The organism is Saccharothrix stipae, from assembly GCF_054781895.1.
In genome coordinates this window covers 321,612-338,169 of record NZ_BAAGTN010000002.1, presented here as the reverse complement: position 1 = coordinate 338,169, position 16,558 = coordinate 321,612, and the positions used below count along the sequence as shown (strand labels likewise).

At 72.4% G+C, this 16,558-nt stretch carries 9 protein-coding genes; 3 read left to right on the top strand and 6 right to left on the bottom strand.

The window, feature by feature from the left end; translation table 11 throughout:
- Positions 1–5: 5 nt before the first annotated feature.
- From ACYVLT_RS04450 to ACYVLT_RS04440, 3 genes are all read right to left on the bottom strand, one after another.
- On the bottom strand, positions 6–7,691 hold the full coding sequence (locus ACYVLT_RS04450) for an amino acid adenylation domain-containing protein (RefSeq protein WP_461118798.1): 7,686 nt from the start codon (positions 7,689–7,691) through the stop codon (positions 6–8).
- Positions 7,692–7,784: 93 nt separating this feature from the next.
- Positions 7,785–9,053, bottom strand: a complete 1,269-nt coding sequence (locus ACYVLT_RS04445) for a serine hydrolase domain-containing protein (RefSeq protein WP_461118797.1) — start codon at positions 9,051–9,053, stop codon at positions 7,785–7,787.
- 708 nt (positions 9,054–9,761) lie between these two features.
- On the bottom strand, positions 9,762–10,376 hold the full coding sequence (locus ACYVLT_RS04440; protein WP_461118796.1) for a GTP pyrophosphokinase: 615 nt from the start codon (positions 10,374–10,376) through the stop codon (positions 9,762–9,764).
- A 180-nt stretch (positions 10,377–10,556) separates the two neighbouring features.
- On the opposite strand from ACYVLT_RS04440, the gene ACYVLT_RS04435 reads away from it, so the two are divergent.
- Complete coding sequence (locus ACYVLT_RS04435; protein ID WP_461118795.1) at positions 10,557–11,402, top strand: EamA family transporter; 846 nt, start codon at positions 10,557–10,559, stop codon at positions 11,400–11,402.
- Positions 11,403–11,447: 45 nt separating this feature from the next.
- On the opposite strand, the gene ACYVLT_RS04430 is transcribed toward ACYVLT_RS04435, so the two are convergent.
- The 3 genes from ACYVLT_RS04430 to ACYVLT_RS04420 form a co-directional block, all read right to left on the bottom strand.
- Positions 11,448–11,975: a hypothetical protein gene (locus ACYVLT_RS04430; RefSeq protein WP_461118794.1), complete on the bottom strand. Its 528-nt coding sequence runs from the start codon at positions 11,973–11,975 to the stop codon at positions 11,448–11,450.
- A 182-nt stretch (positions 11,976–12,157) separates the two neighbouring features.
- Positions 12,158–12,658, bottom strand: coding sequence for an ATP-binding protein (locus ACYVLT_RS04425; protein ID WP_360447919.1), 501 nt, complete (start codon positions 12,656–12,658; stop codon positions 12,158–12,160).
- Between the two features lie 358 nt (positions 12,659–13,016).
- Positions 13,017–13,562 (bottom strand): YceI family protein, encoded by a 546-nt coding sequence (locus ACYVLT_RS04420; protein ID WP_461118793.1) that lies wholly within the window; start codon positions 13,560–13,562, stop codon positions 13,017–13,019.
- Between the two features lie 92 nt (positions 13,563–13,654).
- On the opposite strand from ACYVLT_RS04420, the gene ACYVLT_RS04415 reads away from it, so the two are divergent.
- Positions 13,655–14,146 carry a MarR family winged helix-turn-helix transcriptional regulator gene (locus ACYVLT_RS04415; protein WP_360447923.1) on the top strand — a complete coding sequence of 164 codons (492 nt, stop codon included), beginning with the start codon at positions 13,655–13,657 and terminating at the stop codon, positions 14,144–14,146.
- A 132-nt stretch (positions 14,147–14,278) separates the two neighbouring features.
- A complete protein-coding gene (locus tag ACYVLT_RS04410; protein WP_461118792.1) occupies positions 14,279–16,450 on the top strand; it encodes a YncE family protein in 2,172 nt (723 codons plus the stop codon).
- The last annotated feature ends 108 nt before the right edge of the window (positions 16,451–16,558 follow it).

Below are 16,558 nucleotides of genomic sequence, written 5' to 3'. Positions count from 1 at the left end.
ACGGGTCACGCCTCCGTGTCGGCAGCGAGAGCTTCGAGGTCCGCGAGCACCAGGTCCTCGACCAGGTCGGCCAGGGCGGAGACGGTGCGCGCGGTGAGGACGTCGCGCGGTGACAGGTCGACGCCGAACGCCGCCTTGGTCCGGGACGTGATGTGCAGGCTGCGGATCGAGTCGCCGCCCAGGGTGAAGAAGCTGTCCTCCACGCCGACCTGGCCGACCCCGAGCACGTCCGCCCAGATGGCGGCGATCGCCTCTTCGGTCTCGGTCCGGGGGGACACGTACTCGCCGGATGTGACCGCGTCGCGCTCGGGCGCGGGGAGCGCGACGCGGTCGAGCTTGCCGTTCACGGTCAACGGCAGGCTTTCCAGTGCGACGAACGCCGCGGGCACCATGTGGTCGGGCAGGACCTTGGCCGTGTGGTCGCGCAACTCCGCCGCCGTAGTCGGCTTGTCCGGCACGAAGTACGCCACCAAGCGTTGTTCGTTCGCCACTACAACGACCTGGGCGACGGCAGGATGCGCGGCGAGCACCGATTCCACCTCACCGAGCTCGATCCGGAACCCGCGGATCTTCACCTGCTGGTCGGCGCGGCCCAGGTAGTGCAACACGCCGTCCTCCCACCGGGCGAGGTCGCCGCTGCGGTACATGCGGGTACCGGGTGGGCCGAACGGATCAGCGACGAACCGGGACGCGGTCAGCCCCGGTCGGTCGAGGTAGCCGCGGGCCAGGCCCGGCCCGGCCACGTACATCTCGCCCGGCACGCGCGGCGGGACCGGGTTGAGGTCCTCGTCCAGCACGTAGACCCGCAGGTCCGGGATGGGCACGCCGACGGAGCCGTCGGCGACCGTCCACGTCACGTGCACGGTCGTCTCGGTGATCCCGTACATGTTGATCAACGCGCCGGTCCCGCGCCACGCGGACAGCTTGCGCGTGTCGAGGGCTTCGCCGCCGAAGATCACGTAGCGGACGCCGAGGTCGGGCGCGTGCTCCAGCAGCTGGTAGAACGCCGACGGCGTCTGGTTGAGCACCGTCACGCCCTCGTCGGCGATCAGGCGGGCGAACTCGCGCGGCGATCGCGCCACGTCGTGCGGCACGACGACGAGCCGGCCGCCGTGCAGCAGCGGTCCCCACAGCTCCCAGACGGAGAAGTCGAAGGAGTAGCTGTGGAACAGGGTCCACACGTCGTCGGGCCCGAAGCCGAACCAGTGGTCGGTGGCGGAGAACAGCCGCACCACGTTGCCGTGCGGGACGACCACGCCCTTGGGCCGTCCGGTGGAACCGGAGGTGTAGATGACGTACGCCGAGTGGTCCGGGCGCAGCGCAGGCGTCGGCGCCGTCGTGGGCAGGCCGGTCAGCTCCGGGATCTCCGACAGCACGGCCACCGGTCGCGCGTCGGCGATCGTGGCCGCGATCCGGTCGGCCGGGTAGGCCGGGTCCAGCGGCAGGTAGGCCGCGCCCGACTTGAGCACCGCCAGCACCGCGACGACCTGGTCCAGCGAGCGGGGGAACCGCAGCGCGACTATCCGCTCCGGCGCCGCGCCGAGGGCGACCAGGTGGTGCGCCAGCCGGTTCGCACGCTCGTCCAGCTCGCGGTAGGTCAGGTGCGCGCCCTCGCACGTCACCGCGACCGCGTCCGGCGTGCGGGCGGCCTGGGCGGCGAACAGCGCGGTGATCGTGGTGGTCGGCACGTCCACTGCGGTGCCGTTCCAGTCGGACAGCACCTGGCGGACCTCGTCGTCGGACAGCCACGGCACGTCGGCCACCGGCCGGTCCGGGTCGGCGACGAGACCGACCAGCAGCCTGCGCAGCCGCTCGCCGAGCCGTTCGACCCCGGCCCGCTCGAACATCGCGGGCTCGTAGCCCAGCAGCACCCCCAGCCGTTCGGCCGGGTAGACGGTGGCGCTGAGCGGGAAGCTCGTGGTCTCGACCGCGGACAGCTCCCGCAGACCCATGTCCGCGGCGAGCTCGACCGGGTAGTTCTCGAACACCACGACGCTGTCGAACAGGTTCGTGCCGCGCTCGACCTCGCTCCAGGACTGGATGTCGGTCAACGGCACGTGCTCGAAGCGCCGCGACTCGACCTGGGCGTCCTGCAACGCGCGCAGCCAGTCCGCGACCGGCGCCGCCCCGTCGACCTGGACCCGGACCGGCAGCGTGTTGATGAAGATGCCGGTGATCGCGTCCACGCCGGGCAGCTCCGCGGGCCGGCCGGAGACCGTCGCGCCGAAGCAGACGTCACGCCTGCCGCTGGAGCGGGCCAGCAGCAGTGCCCACGCGCCCTGCACGATGGCGCTGGGCGTGAGGCGGTGCCGGCGCGCGAACTCGTACAGCCCCGCGGACTCCTCGTCGGTCAGCTCGACCTTGAGGCGTTGCGACGACGTGCCGTGCTCGGCCGGGCGGTCGGCGGGCAACGGGGTCGGCGAGTCGAACCCGGCCAGCACCCGCCGCCAGTGGGCCTCCGCCTCGGCCTCGTCCTGCTCGGCCGTCCAGGCGACGTAGTCGCGGAACGGCCGCCGCTGCGCCGGTTCGCCGAGCACGTCGGACAGCACGTGGAAGATGCTCCAGCCGTCGAGCAGCACGTGGTGGAACGTCCACAGCACTTGCACGCTGGTGGGGGACAGGCGCGCGATCGCGACCCGCATCAGCGGCGGCGCGGCCAGGTCGATGCCCTCGGCCCGGTCCTCCGCCAGCAGTTCGCGCAGCCGGTCGGCGCGGGCGCCGTCGTCGAGGTCGCTCCAGTCCAGGAACGTGAACGGCACGCGGACGTGCTCGTGCACGACCTGCAACGGCTGCCGCACGCCCTCCCACAGCACGCTACTGCGCAGTACGGGGGTCCGGTCCACCACCCGCTGCCAGGCGGCGGCGAACTCGGCCGGGTCGGTGACGCCGTCGACCACGAACGTGGTCTGCTGGAAGTACACGCCCTTGTCGCCCAGGCCGTGGAAGACCATGCCCGCCTGCATGGGCGTGAGCGGATAGGCGTCCTCGCCGGTGATCCGGTCCACCTCGGCCTGGGTGAGGTCGGCCAGCGGGAAGTCCGACGGCGTGCGGCCACCCGCGCCCGGCTCGGCGCAGTGCGCCACGATGCCGCGCAACGCCGCGGCGAACCCGTCGGCGAGCCGGGAGATCGTGTCCCGGTCGTGGTTGTGCTCGCTGTAGTGGAAGGTGAACTCCAGCCGGTCGCCGCGCACCTGGCCGACGACGTCGAGCAGGTGGGGTCGCGGCGCGCGCGGGTCGGCGGACAGCTCCAGGTCGCGCTGGTCGGCGTCGAACCGGCCCAGGTAGTTGAACGAGATCCGGGGGTCGCAGGCGGGCGCGGTGCGGGCCAGGTGCCGCAGCGCGCCGTACCCGATGCCGCGTCCGGGCACGGCCCTGAGCTGTTCCTTCACCGACTTCAGCGCGGTGCCCCACTCGTCGGGCGCTCGGTCGTCGGACGCCCGGTCGCGGTCGGGCAGGTCGAGCGCGACCGGGAAGACGGTGGTGAACCAGCCGACCGTGCGGGACAGGTCGACGTCGGCGAACAGCTCCTCGCGGCCGTGGCCCTCCAGGTCGAGGAGCACCCGCGGCCGGCCGGTCCAGTCGGCCAGCACCCGGCCCAGGGCGGTCAGCAGCACGTCGTTGACCTGGGTGCGGTACACGCCGGGCACGTCGCGCAGCACCGCGCGGGTCTCCTCGGCGGTGAGCCGCACGGTGACCTCCCGCTGGGAGCCGACCGTGTTCGGGCCGGGCCGGTCGACCGGGATGTCGGTCGGGGTGGCGGCCACGGCGGTCCAGTGGTCGAGCTCGGCGTCGAAGCCGTGCTCGGCGTGCTCGGCGAGCCGGTTCGCCCAGTCCCGGAACGACGTCGTCTTGCGTCCGATGTGGACGGTCTGACCCGCGTGGGCCTGGTGATAGGCCGTGGTGAGGTCCTCGACCAGCACCCGCCACGAGACGCCGTCGACCACGAGGTGGTGCGCGGTCAGCCGCACCGACCGCGCGTCGAGCACCTCGGCCCGCAGCAGGGGGCCGCGGGTGAGGTCGAAGTGCTCCAGCGCCAACGGGTCGGCGTGCGTGACGGGCTCGACCACCTGCCGGTCCCCCTCGAACCGGGTGCGCAGCGCGTCGTGGTGCTCGACCAGCGCGGCCAGGGCGGTGCGCAGCGCCGGCACGTCGAGGTCGGCGTCGAGGTCGACGACGACGGACTGGTCGAAGTGCTCGGGGCGAACGGCGTGGTGGTCGAGGAACCAGCGTTGGATCGGGGTGAGCGGCGCGTCGCCGGTGACCTCGCCCTGATCGGCGTCCGGCGGCAGGTCGCGGGTGACGTGCGGCGCGATGGCGGCGATGGTCTGGTGCGCGAAGATGTCCCGCGAGGTCAGCACGAGGCCGGCGCGGCGGGCGCGGGTGACCACCTGGATGCCCAGGATGGAGTCGCCGCCCAGGGCGAAGAAGTTGTCCCGCACGCCGACCCGGGCCGCGCCGAGCACGTCGGCGAACACGTCCGCCAGCACCGCCTCGACCGGCGTGCGCGGTGCCACGTAACGGGTTTCGGCGCGTTCGTCGGGCGGTGCGGGCAGCGCGTCGCGGTCGAGGTGGTCGAGCCCGACGAACGTCGTGGGCACGGCGTGCGCGGGCAGCACCTGACCGAGGAACCCCGCCAACGCGGCCGCGTTGACCGGGGGCGTCACGTACGCGACCAGTCGGCGGTCGGCGAGGACCACGGCCGCGTCGGTCACCTCGTCGTGCCGCCGGATCGCCCGCTCGACCTCGGCGAGGTCGACCCGGACGCCCCGGATGCGGACCGTCTGGTCCGGCGTGCCGTCGTCCGACCCCGGGTCGAGGTCGACCAGGCCGCGCAGCGGGCGGTCCGGGTCGTCCACCACCAGGCGCAGCAACGCTTCCAGGTCGTCGCCGAGCGACTCGACGGTGGCGGCGTCGAACAGGTCGGTGTTGTACTCGACGGTCAGCGCGAGGTCGTCGCCGCGCGGCCAGAACTCCACCACGAGGTCGAACCGGGCCACCGGCCGGGGCAGGTCGTGCTCGACCGCGGTCAGCCCGCCGAACGCGGCGTCGCGCAGCAGCGGCTGGTGCAGCGCCACGACGGCCTGCACGAGCGGCGTGCGGCTGGGGTCCGGGTCGGGCCGCACCGCCTCCACCACCCGGTCGAACGGCACGTCGTCGTGCGCGAACGCCTCCAGCGCGGTGTCCCGCACCTGGTCGAGGAACGCGCTGAACGGCAGGTCCGGGTCCACCCACGAGCGCAGCACGAGCGTGCGCACGAAGAAGCCGACCGCGCGTTCCAGGTCGGCGCGGTCGCGGCCGGAGCTGACCGTGCCCACGGCGACGTCCCGCTGCCTGCTGCGCGCCGACAGCAGCACCTGCACGGCGGCGGTGAGCGTCATGAACAGGGTGGCGTCGTGCGCGCGGCCGACGGCCGTGAGCCGCCGGACCAGCCCGGCGGGCAGCGGGCGGCGCAGCACCGCGCCGGACGTGGTGCGCAGCGGCGGTCGCGGGCGGTCGGTGGGCAGGTCCAGCGCCTCGATGCCGTCGAGCCGGTCGCGCCAGTAGGCCGGGTCGCCCGCGGGTCTGGCCATGTCCCACACGGTGAAGTCGGGGTACTGCACGGCCGGCTCGGCGGGTTGCCCGCCCGCGTACAGCTCGGCCAGCTCCTCCAGCAGCACCTGCACCGACCAGCCGTCGGTGACGATGTGGTGCTGCACCAGGACCAGCAGGTGCTCGTCGGTGCCGAGCGGGCTGAGCACGGCGCGGGTCAGCGGGCCGCGCCGCAGGTCGAACGGCTCGTCCAGGCCGAGGTCGGCGGTCGTGGCCCGGTCGGGCAGCACGCGCAGCGGGATCGTGCCGCCCGGCGCCACGACCTGCACCGGCTCGTCGCCCATGAGGTCGAACGTGGTGCGCAGCGCGTCGTGCCGGCAGGCGACCGCCTCCAGCGCCCTGGCCAGCCGGGGCACGTCCAGCGACCCGGTGAGCCGGATGCCGACCGCGGTGTTCTGCTCGGCGGTGCCGTCCAGCGAGAACAGCCGGCGCTGGGCCGACGACAGCGGCAGCGGCGTGACCCGCGGCACGCGCGGGATCGGGGTGCCGTCCTGTTCGGGCAGGGCTTCGGCGAGCGCGGCGACCGTGCGGTGGTCGAACATCGCCCGCACCGGCAGCCCGCCGAGCCGGGACAGCGCCCGCACGGCCAGGATCGAGTCGCCGCCCAGGGCGAAGAAGTCGTCGTGCGCGCCCACTCGCGGCACGCCGAGCACGTCCGACCACACCTCGGCGACCCGGCGCTCGGCCGCGGTGCGCGGCTCGACGTGATCTTCCGGCACGTCGCCGACGACGGGCTCGGGCAGCGCGTCGCGGTCCAGCTTCCCGTTGGGCGTCAACGGGAACGCCTCCAGCGCGACGAACGCGGACGGGACCAGGTAGTCCGGCAGCTTCGCGGCCAGGCCCTGGCGCAACCCCGCCAGGTGCTCGTCCGACCCCGTCTCGCCGACCACGTACGCGACCAGCCGCTTCGGCTCACCGCGCGCGACGACGACGGCGTGCTCGACACCGGGCTGCCGGCGCAGCAGCGCCTCGATCTCGCCGGGCTCGACCCGGAAGCCCCGGATCTTCACCTGGTGGTCGGCGCGGCCGACGAACTCCAGCTGGCCGTCGGCGCGGGTGCGGACCACGTCGCCGGTGCGGTACATGCGGGCGCCGGGCGGGCCGAACGGGTCGGCCACGAACCGCTGCGCGGTCAGCCCCGGCCGGCCCAGGTAGCCCCGCGCCAGGCCGACGCCGGTGACGTACAGCTCGCCCTCGGTGGACGGGCGCAGGTCGTCGTCCAGCAACCGGACCTCGGTGCCGGGGATGGGGCGGCCGATGGGCGGCGTGCCGCCGGGCTCCAGCGGCTCGCTCCACGACGTGACCACGGTGGACTCGGTGGGCCCGTAGGCGTTGATCATGCGGCGGCCGGGTGCCCACTTCGCGACGAGGTCCGGCGGGCAGGCGTCGCCGCCGACGATCAGCGTGCGGAAGGAGGGCAGCGCCACGTCCGGCACGGTGGCCAGCGCCACCGGCGGGATCAGCGCGTGCGTGACGCCGAAGCCGGCGATCACCTGCGCGAGCTGGTCGCCCAGCAGCGGGCCGGGCGGCGGCACCACGAGCGCCGCGCCGGCGGGCAGCGCCATGCACAGCTCCAGCACCGAGGCGTCGAAGCTGGGTGAGGAGAACTGGAGCACCCGGTCGCCCGGGCGCACGTCGAAGTGGTCGATCTCGGCGGCCGAGAACGCCGGTAAGCCCCGGTGCGGCACTACCACGCCCTTGGGTCGGCCGGTCGAGCCGGACGTGTAGATGACGTACGCGGGGTCGTCCGGTCGGATCTCCACGTCGGGCGCCGTGGTCGGACCGCCGGCGAGCTCCGGCGTGCCGTCGAGCACCAGCAGCGGCTCGGCGTCCTCGACCATGAACGCGATCCGGTCGGCCGGGTAGTCCGGGTCGATCGGCAGGTACGCGGCACCGGTCTTGAGCACCGCGAGTCGCGCCACCACGTTGTCCACCGACCGCGGCATGGCCACCCCGACGATCCGTTCCCGCCGTGCCCCCTTGGCGACCAGCAGGTGCGCGAGCCGGTTCGCGCGCTCATCGAGTTCCCGGTAGTCCAACACCTCGTCGGCGGATATGACGGCGGGTGCGTCGGGGGTGCGCAGCGCCTGCGCGGCGATCAATTCCGGCAGTGTGCGGGCGTGCGTCATCGCGAGAGGTGCCTTTCTGACCGAAGGGCGCGGTTTACCCATTCCGCGGGGGTCTAAACGTGAAGTTCAGTGCATTTTCGCGACTTGCCTGCGGGCGAGCCGGCCGCCGATCTGGATCCACCTGATCCCGCCGCCGCCCGGGTCGCGCAGGAAACGCCCGGTCTGGTTGGTGTCGCCGGTGTCGGAATCACGCATCGCGAACACCAGGCCGTCGAACAACGACAGGTCCGCGAACGGCTCGCCGTCCACCGTGAGCGCCAGGCGCTCGCGGTCCACGGCGCGCACCGCGTATTCGACGTCCCCGTTGCGGAAGCTCCCGGCGCAGTCCGGGGGAGGGGCGATGCGGCGGTGCAGGCCGCTCATTCCGTCGTAATCGGCCACCGGCAGACCCGCGGCGACCAATTCCGGCACGAGGTCCCGCCACATCGCGAAGCCGCTGCTCCCGTTGGTGGTCAGGGCGACCGCGGTGCCGTCGGCCGGGTTGATCCGCAGGTGGCACGACGTGCCGTCGGCGGTGCCGTCGTGGCCGACCCAGCGCACGCCGTCGCGCTGGAACAGCGCCAGGCCGAGGCCCCAGCCGTCGGCCATGCCGAACGGCTCGGCGTGCCGGACCGGTGTGCGCATCAGGGCGAGGTCGGCCGGGTCGATCAGGTGCGGTGCGGCCCCGCCGAGCATCCGGCCGAACGCGACCAGGTCGGTGGCGCTGGCCGCCAGGGCGCCGGCGGGCGCGTCGACCGGCGCCAGCGACTGGACCACCGGGACCACCCGGCCCGTGCCGGCGTTGACCGCGTGACCGGTGACGACGTCGGCGTCCATGGGGGTGGTGAACCTGGCGCGCACGCCCAGCGGCCGCAGCAGGACCGCCTCCACCGCCTCCGACCAGGACATACCGGTCGTGACCTCGATCAGGTGGCCGATCAGGCAGTAGCCGATGTTGGAGTAGGAGAAGCCTGCGCCCGGCTCGTGCAGGGGGTGCAGTTCGCGCAGCGCCTGCCGCACGTGGTTGCGCAGGGACGTGGTGCGCACGTCCTCCGGGTCCGACGGCAGGCCGCCGGTGTGGCTGAGCAGGTGGCGCAACGTGAGCTCGTCGGCCACCCCGGGCAGGTGGTCCGACAGCGGCGCGTCCAGGTCCAGGTCCCCGTCGGAGACCAGAGCCATGGCCACGGTCGCGGTGAACGTCTTGGTGATCGAGCCGATGGGCACGGCCGCGTCCGCGGCCAGGCCCACCTCGTGCGTCCACGTGCGTCCGGCGTGGTGCACGGCGAGCTGCGCTCCGGGCACGAGGTGCTCGCGGGCGAGCATAGTTAATCGGGTGGCGATCCGGTCGGTGTCCATGCGTGATCCTCTGGAAATTTGCCTCAGCGTCAATGAGTTACCGGGGCTCGGGGCAACGTTGGCTGTCGGTGGGAGATCGTCGCGACCGCCGAACGGAGCATTCACCGAATGGACGTTCCCTATTTTGAGGGAACTGTAACCCAATGTTAGAAGGGACACTTCCCGGGTTCACTCGAACGGCCTGGTTTGGACCGGCCCGTCTCGTAAATACGCCCAGTACGCGAGGGTTATTCGCAGTCACGTGTCAACGGGTTGCGCGACTGCCTAGGCTGTCCATCAGATGGGCATCAAAATGTTCTTCGTGGTCCGTTCAGACGGATTTCGATGATGTGCCCAGAAGGCCGTAACCTTTGTCGAAGAACGTCGTTTGGCGTTACTCGGCCGTAGCCGCCGAGGTGGTGCGCCGGTACTGGCGGGTGGCGCGGGCCCGATTACTGCGCGCCGGCGAGCGCCACTCGCGTCTCGGCTGGTCTTTTGTGGAGTAGAGCACGCATCCGGCGCGTAGCAGGAGCACAACAGCGCGTGTTCGGGCCCCGGTGTTCGTCAGGCGGATCGCCCGAGCACGCCTGGACACCCGCGACCCCGGTCGCGTCGCCGCCGCGTGCACATCGGACTCGGTGCGGCGCGACCGGCCCGAGTCCGCGCGGGGGCACGACGAGATCGTCGCGTTCCCGACCACGTGGCCATCGCGGACGCCGACCGCCGCCGTCAGTCGCGCTGGACCTCGTGGTGCAGGGCCTGCATCCGGGCGTCGAGCTCGGCGGCGATGGCGGCGGTGGCGGTCAGCTCCTCGACGAAACCCGCGGGCACCTGGTCGTCGTACTTGTAGTAGAGCTTGTGCTCCAAAGTGGCCCAGAAGTCCATCGCGATGGTCCGCAGCTGCACCTCGACCTTCACGTGCTCGACCCGGTCGGACAGGAACACCGGGATGCGCACGATCAGGTGCAGGCTGCGGTACCCGTTGGCCTTCGGCGCGGCGATGTAGTCCTTGGTCAGGAGGATCTCCACGTCGCTCTGCCGCGCCAGCATGTCCCGCACCCGGTACACATCGGACACGAACGGGCACACCACCCGGACGCCCGCGACGTCGTCGAGGTGCTCGGCGGCCAGCGCCAGGTCGGCCGGCAGCCCCTTGCGCCGGAGCTTGTCGAGGATCGCGTCGGGCCGCTTCACCCGGTGCGTGACGTGCTCGATGGGGTCGTGCCGGTGGACGAGGTCGAACTCCTCGCTGAGGATCCGCAGTTTCGTCATGAGCTCGTCGACCGCGAACTTGTACACCACGAGGGACCGCCGCAGCAGGTCGTCCGCGACGCCGATCTCCATGATCCCACGATACCGGGACGGGGTTCGGCTAGGCTGCCGGTCGTGAACACCCATTGGCACGTGGTCCTTCCGCCGCCGTGCGCCTGACCGGGCGCACTCGCTGACACACCTCCGCACGCCTGCCTGATCGCGCAGTGCGCCCGTTCGCGTCCCTCTTCTCGTCTCGCGAACGGAGACCTCGTGTCGACCATTGTCGTACAAGCACGCCCTGCCGCCACCCGCGGACCGCTGCCGATCCTGGCCGCGTGCGTCCTGTGGGGCACCACCGGCACCGCCAGTTCGCTGGCGCCCGCCTCCGCACCGGCCGCGGCCGTCGGCGCGGCGGGCCTCGTGGTGGGCGGCCTGCTGCTCTTCCTCACCGCACGCGGCACGCGTGCCGTGCTGCGGACCGCCGACCGGCGGCTGCTGCTGCTCGGCGCGGTGACCGTCGCGGGCTACGCGCTCGCGTTCTACCCGGCGGTCGCGCGCACCGGTGTGGCGGTGGCCACCACCGTGGCGTTGGCCACCGCGCCGGTCGTGCTCGGCCTGCGCTCCCGACCGGTGGTCACGTCGACCGCCGTGCTCGGCTGCACGGTGCTCGTCCTGGGCGGCGGTGACGCGCACGTCGACCTGGTCGGCGTGGCGTTGGCGCTGGTCGCGGGCTTGTCGTACGCGGCTTACTCGGTGATCTGCGCCTACCTGGTCGGGCTCGGGCACCCGTCCCGGGCCGTGGTGGGCACGGTGTTCGGCGGCGCGTCCGTGTTGACGCTGCCGGTGCTGCTCGTGCTCGGCGTCGGGTGGGTGGCGAGCCCCGCGGGGCTGGCGGTGACCGCGCACCTGGCGGTGTTCACCACGTTCGCGGCCTACCTGCTGTTCGGGCTCGGGCTGCGGCACGTCAGCGCGGCCGCCGCGACCACGTTGACCCTCGCCGAGCCCGCCGTGGCGGCGGTGCTGGGCGTGGTCGTGCTGCACGAGCGCCTGCCGCTCGTGTCGTGGTGCGGCATGGGCTTGCTGGCGCTCGCCCTGGTCGCGCTCGCCCGCGGGTGACCGCACGGGGTCGGCGCCCGAACCCCGGTCGCCGACCCCGGCGGGTCACCCGCGAGGGGTCAGCACCCACTCCTGGGTGCCGTCGTCACGGATGTCCTGGATGTCGACCTGTGGTGGGTAGGTCGGCCGCGGCGACCGGTCGAGCCGCAGCATGCCACCCAACACCGGGTGGATGCGCACGCGGTCGGGCGCCGAGCCGACGACGCTGACGGACCAGGAGAACGGGTACGGGCTCGCCACGACCGGCCGGCGGTGCTGCGGCTCACGCCCGCCCAGCCCGAGGTAGAGACCGGTGCGGACGTTCCGGATGAGCTGGCTCGTCCGGCTGTCCCGGACGAACTCCCACTCCTGACGCCCCGGCTCGCCGAACGACGGCAGCAGGACGGTCGGCGACCCCTGCTGGTTCGAGATGTGGGTGACCAGGGCGTTCCCGTCGCCGCCGAAGGCGATGCGGTAGACCCCGTCGGGGACCACGCGGGCCGGCGACGCCACGGCCGCGGGCGCGGCCGCCAACGCCAGCACCGCTACCGCCCACGCGACCACCCCCCTGGCGGCACGTCGGAGAATCATCATCAACGGATCCCTTTCCTCAGGCGTGCTCCTCGCGGGAGCGAGGCACCTCAGGAATACCGCCATCCGGCCGCCGGTGCAGTCGATCGAACGGTGGTACTGCTCGTTCGGAGGATGCCCGTTCGGAGGACGCCCGTTGAGAGGGGAGAACCCGCCGGTGGCGGAGGGCTGGTCGGTGCGGCCGGCTAGTCGGTGCGGTGTGCTCCGCCGCCCAGGCCGTAGAGGATGCGCTGGATCACTTCCGGGTCCACGTCCGGCTCGTCGCCCAGCTTCTCGGCGGCGGGGGAGCGGCGGGGCTCGCGGCGCGGCAGCGGCACGGCCGAGGCGTTCATGCCCGACGGCAGGGCCAGCTCGCACCACGCCAGGTGGCCGCCCGCGGTGAGGTCGACCAGGCCCGCGCGGGAGCCCGCCAGTTCCGGCGGCAGCGCGACGCGGTTGCCCTCGACCTCGACCACCAGGTAGGTGCCGGTCAGCCGCAGGCGCACCAGCAGGAAGCCGGGCGCGCGCCGGTCGGCCACGTCGACCGCGGCGCCGACCAGCCGCCGGATGGTCTGCGCGGCCTCGTCCTGCATCGCACGCAGGCGCCATTCGCCGAGCGAGAAGCGGACGAACATGTCCGCGACGTTCACCGCGGTGGGCAGCGCGACGAGTCGAAGGTCGTCGACCTGTTCGGTCTGGGCGTTCACACCGATCCTCCTCGCCTGCGTCCGGCGCGTGCTGCGCCAGATGGTGCCATGAACACGTCCGATGTCACCCACGTGGTCTACGACCGTGAGCGGAACGTGTCCGCATCGAGTTCTACAGCTTCAGTGTTGACCGAAAGAGAACCCTGGTTCCACGACCTACTACGGGTGAAGACGGTGCACGGTTCACACGGGTTGCGGCGGCGGACCGAAAACTACCGAAATGCGAGCCGAAAGGGAATCACGGCGGAGGTGCACCCGGACGTGCAACTTTGCCTACGCAGCGTAGGCGACAGCACCCTCTACGTCGTCGAAGGGCCCGCCGACGTTCCGGCGGGCCCTTCGACGGGTCGTGAGGGGGTCAGACCTGCTTGACGGCCTCGATCTCCAGCAGGATGGTGATCTTGTCGCCGACGACGGCGCCGGCCGGGCCGCCGGTCACGCCGAACTCGCGGCGGTTGATCTCGGTGGAGGCGGAGAAGCCCGCGACCTTGGCGCCCTCGAAGCCGTCGCCGAAGCCGTTGATCTCCAGCTCCAGCGTCACCGGCTTGGTCACACCGTGCAGCGACAGCTCACCGTCGACGAGGAAGCCCTCGCCGTGGGCGCGCACGCCGGTGGACGTGAAGGTGAGCTCGGGGAACTTCTCGACGTCCAGGAAGTCCTCGCCCTTGACGTGCGCGTCGCGCTGGTCGTTGCGGGTGTCGACGGAGGTGGCGTCGATCTTGGCGGTGACCGTGGACTCCAGCGGGTCCTCGGCCGTCACGATGGTGCCCTCGAAGGTGCCGAAGTGGCCGCGGACCTTGGACACGCCGAGGTGGCGGACCACGAAGGAGACGTCCGAGTGCACCGGGTCGATCGCCCACGTGCCCGCGAGGTAGCCGGGGATCTGCACAGTCTGCGTGGTCATTGAGTGGTCCTTCTGGGTTGGTCTGGTTGAACTCTCAACAGAATATAGCTCATCCTGGTTGAGGGTTCAACAACGCCCGTATGATGGGAGGCATGAGCGACGTGCGGTGGCTGAGCGCCGAGGAGCAGCAGGTGTGGCGTGGCTTCATGACCGCCGTCACCAAGTTCACCGAACACCTGGACCGGCAGTTGCAGCGCGACTCCGGCATGCCCATGGCGTACTACGAGATCCTGGTCGCGCTGTCCGAGGCGCCCGGGCGTGAGTTGCGGATGAGCGAGCTGGCGGCGGTGTGCCACTCGTCGCGGTCGCGGCTCTCGCACGCGGTGGCCCGGCTGGAGAAGGAGGACTGGGTCGTGCGGCGGGCGTGCCCGTCGGACCGGCGTGGCTCGATCGCGGCGCTCACCGACGCCGGGTTCGCCGTGCTGGAGCAGGCGGCGGCGGGGCACGTGACGGCCGTGCGCGAGCACCTGTTCGACGTGCTGACCCCTGAGCAGCTGCGGTCGCTGGCGGAGATCAGCCGGGCCGTGGACGCGGGGTTGACGTCGGAGTGCGCGAAGGTGCGCGAGGAGTACGCCGACCTCTGAGGTCGGGCGATCCCACGTGCGGAGGACGTCCGGTCCGATGTGGACGCATCCGGCGCAGTGGCGCGTGGGCCGAGCGGAGCAGGTTCGCGGGTCGTCTCAGAATTGTCATGTCGGCCCGTTAGCATCCGGCTCGTGGGAGCGAAGCTGGGCAGGGTCGCGCGTCGGGTGATCGGCGCGGGACAACGCGAGTCGGCCAGTGTCGGCGCCGCCGCGTTGGGTTTGCTGTTGCTGGTCGGCGCCGCACTGGGCGACGGCATCTCGCGCACCGCCGTCGAGGTCTCCGACGGCTTGACCTGGCTGGGCGACGACCAGCGCGGCGAGGTCGTCCAGGTCAACCCCAGCTCCGGCAAACCGCAGACGCGGTTGCAGGTCAGCGGTGCGGACGCGCAGCTGGAGATCGCGCAGTCCGACGACAAGCTGATCGTGCTCGACCGCCGCACCGGGCAGATCACCGTGATCGACCTGGCCACGTTGCTGTCGTCCGGTCGCAGGCAGGCGCCTCCCGGACCGTCGGCGAAGGTGCTCATCGCGGGTGACCGCGTGTTCGTGGTCGACCGCGCGGCGGGGTCGGTGCACAACGCCGACCCGGTGACGCTGGCCGACATCGGCTCGCCGTGGTCGGCGGGCCAGCCGCTGGCCGACGTGGTGGTCGACGACCACGACGTGGTCTGGGCGGTGGACCACGGCGGCAACCTGTACGCGTTGGAGTGGTCCGAGGACGACCAGGAGTTCGTGGAGCGGTCCAACAAGGCGGTGGCGGGCGCGGGCCCGCGGACCGCGTTGGTGCCGCACGAGCGCGGCGTGACGCTGCTCGGGTTGGAGGGCGGCGTGGTGGTGCGTGACGGCACCGGCCGCGACACCACCGTGAGCACCTCGTCGTTCACGGGTGAGGTGCTGGCCGCGCAGATGAGCCCGTCGGGCCTGGTGCCCGCGTCGGTGCCGGACGCGTCGGTGGTCGTGCTGGTGATCGGTGACGAGGTGGTGCGGGTCGACATGGGGCGGTTCGACTGTCGCAAGCCGGGCCGCCCGGTGGTGTTCCGCGAGCGGGTCTACGTGCCGTGCCGCGGTTCGGGCAAGGTCGTGGTGCTGGACCGGTCGGGTGAGCGTGGCGCGAAGGACGTGCCCACGGGCGGTTCGGGCGATCCGACGCTGGTGTTCGACGACGGCAAGTTGTTCATCAACGCGCCGGGCGCGGACCAGGGCGTGATCGTGGACGCCGACGGCCGCACCCGCGACGTGGTGATCCGCAGCCCCGAGTTGCCGGTGCTGGACCCGGAGCGGTCACCGATCCCGAGCGTGCCGAGCCCGCCTCCGCCGCGTCCCGAGCCGCCGACGCGCGACAACCGCGGCAACGGCCAGAACCCGCCGCCGCGCGGCGACCAGGTGACGACCACGGTGCCGGTGACGACGAGCGCCGGTGCGCCGGGTGCGGTGCCGGGGCGTCCGGCGGGTGTGACGGTCTCGCAGCGCAGCAACAACGGCACGTCGGTGGTCGTGGCGGTGAGCTGGAACGCGGTGCCGGACGGCGGTGAGCCGATCTCGGGCTACGCGGTGACGGGCACCGGCGGGTTCTCGGGTGGCACCCGGGAGACGCAGGTGGCGGGCACGTCGGCCGAGTTGGTGTTGCCGTGCGCGGGTTCCACGTTCTGCACGAGCGGCAAGGTGGACGTCGCGGTGGCGGCGTACAACCGGTTCGGCGCGGGTGAGGCGGGCACGGCGTCGTGGACGATCCGCCCGGCGGGCGGGCCGCCGATCACCACCACTACCACCACCCAGGCACCCGTGGTCACGACGACCACGACCACGCAGGCGCCCCCGCCCCCTCCGCCTCCCACGACGACCACCACCGTGGCTCCGCCACCTCCGTCGCTGCCCCAAGGGGGCGTGACCGTGATCAGCCTGGTCGGTGCGGGCTCCCACCGGTACGAGAAGAAGGTGACCACCGCGCCACCCGCCGACTGGGCGAGCCACACCGGCCGCTGCGAGGTCGTCAACACGACCCACGAGAACAGCGTGCCGATCGCCTGTGCGGGCGGCACGGTGACGATCGCGGTCGACATCGGCCCCAACGCGCTGGTCGTTCGGGCCTATGCCGCGTCCGGTTCGGGTTCGGTGGACTCGGCGGTGCGCAACGCGCCCGTGCGCGAGACCGAGAACTGCGGTGGCGGCCGGATCTGCCAGCCGAGGAGCGTGCCCGCGTCGGAGGAGAGCAACCAGTTGGTCGGCGGCGGCATCGGGTTGCTGGCGACGGCGTGGCTGTTGACGTTGCGCAACCGGCGGATGCGGCGCGGCGAGTCGGAGTGACGGCAGTAGGAGTGACGGCTGTCCGGTCGTGAACCGCGGGCGTTCGCGCCCCGAATGCCCCTGCGGGTGTAGCGCACGGCGGGCTTGCGGCGATGTGGGTCGAGTGAC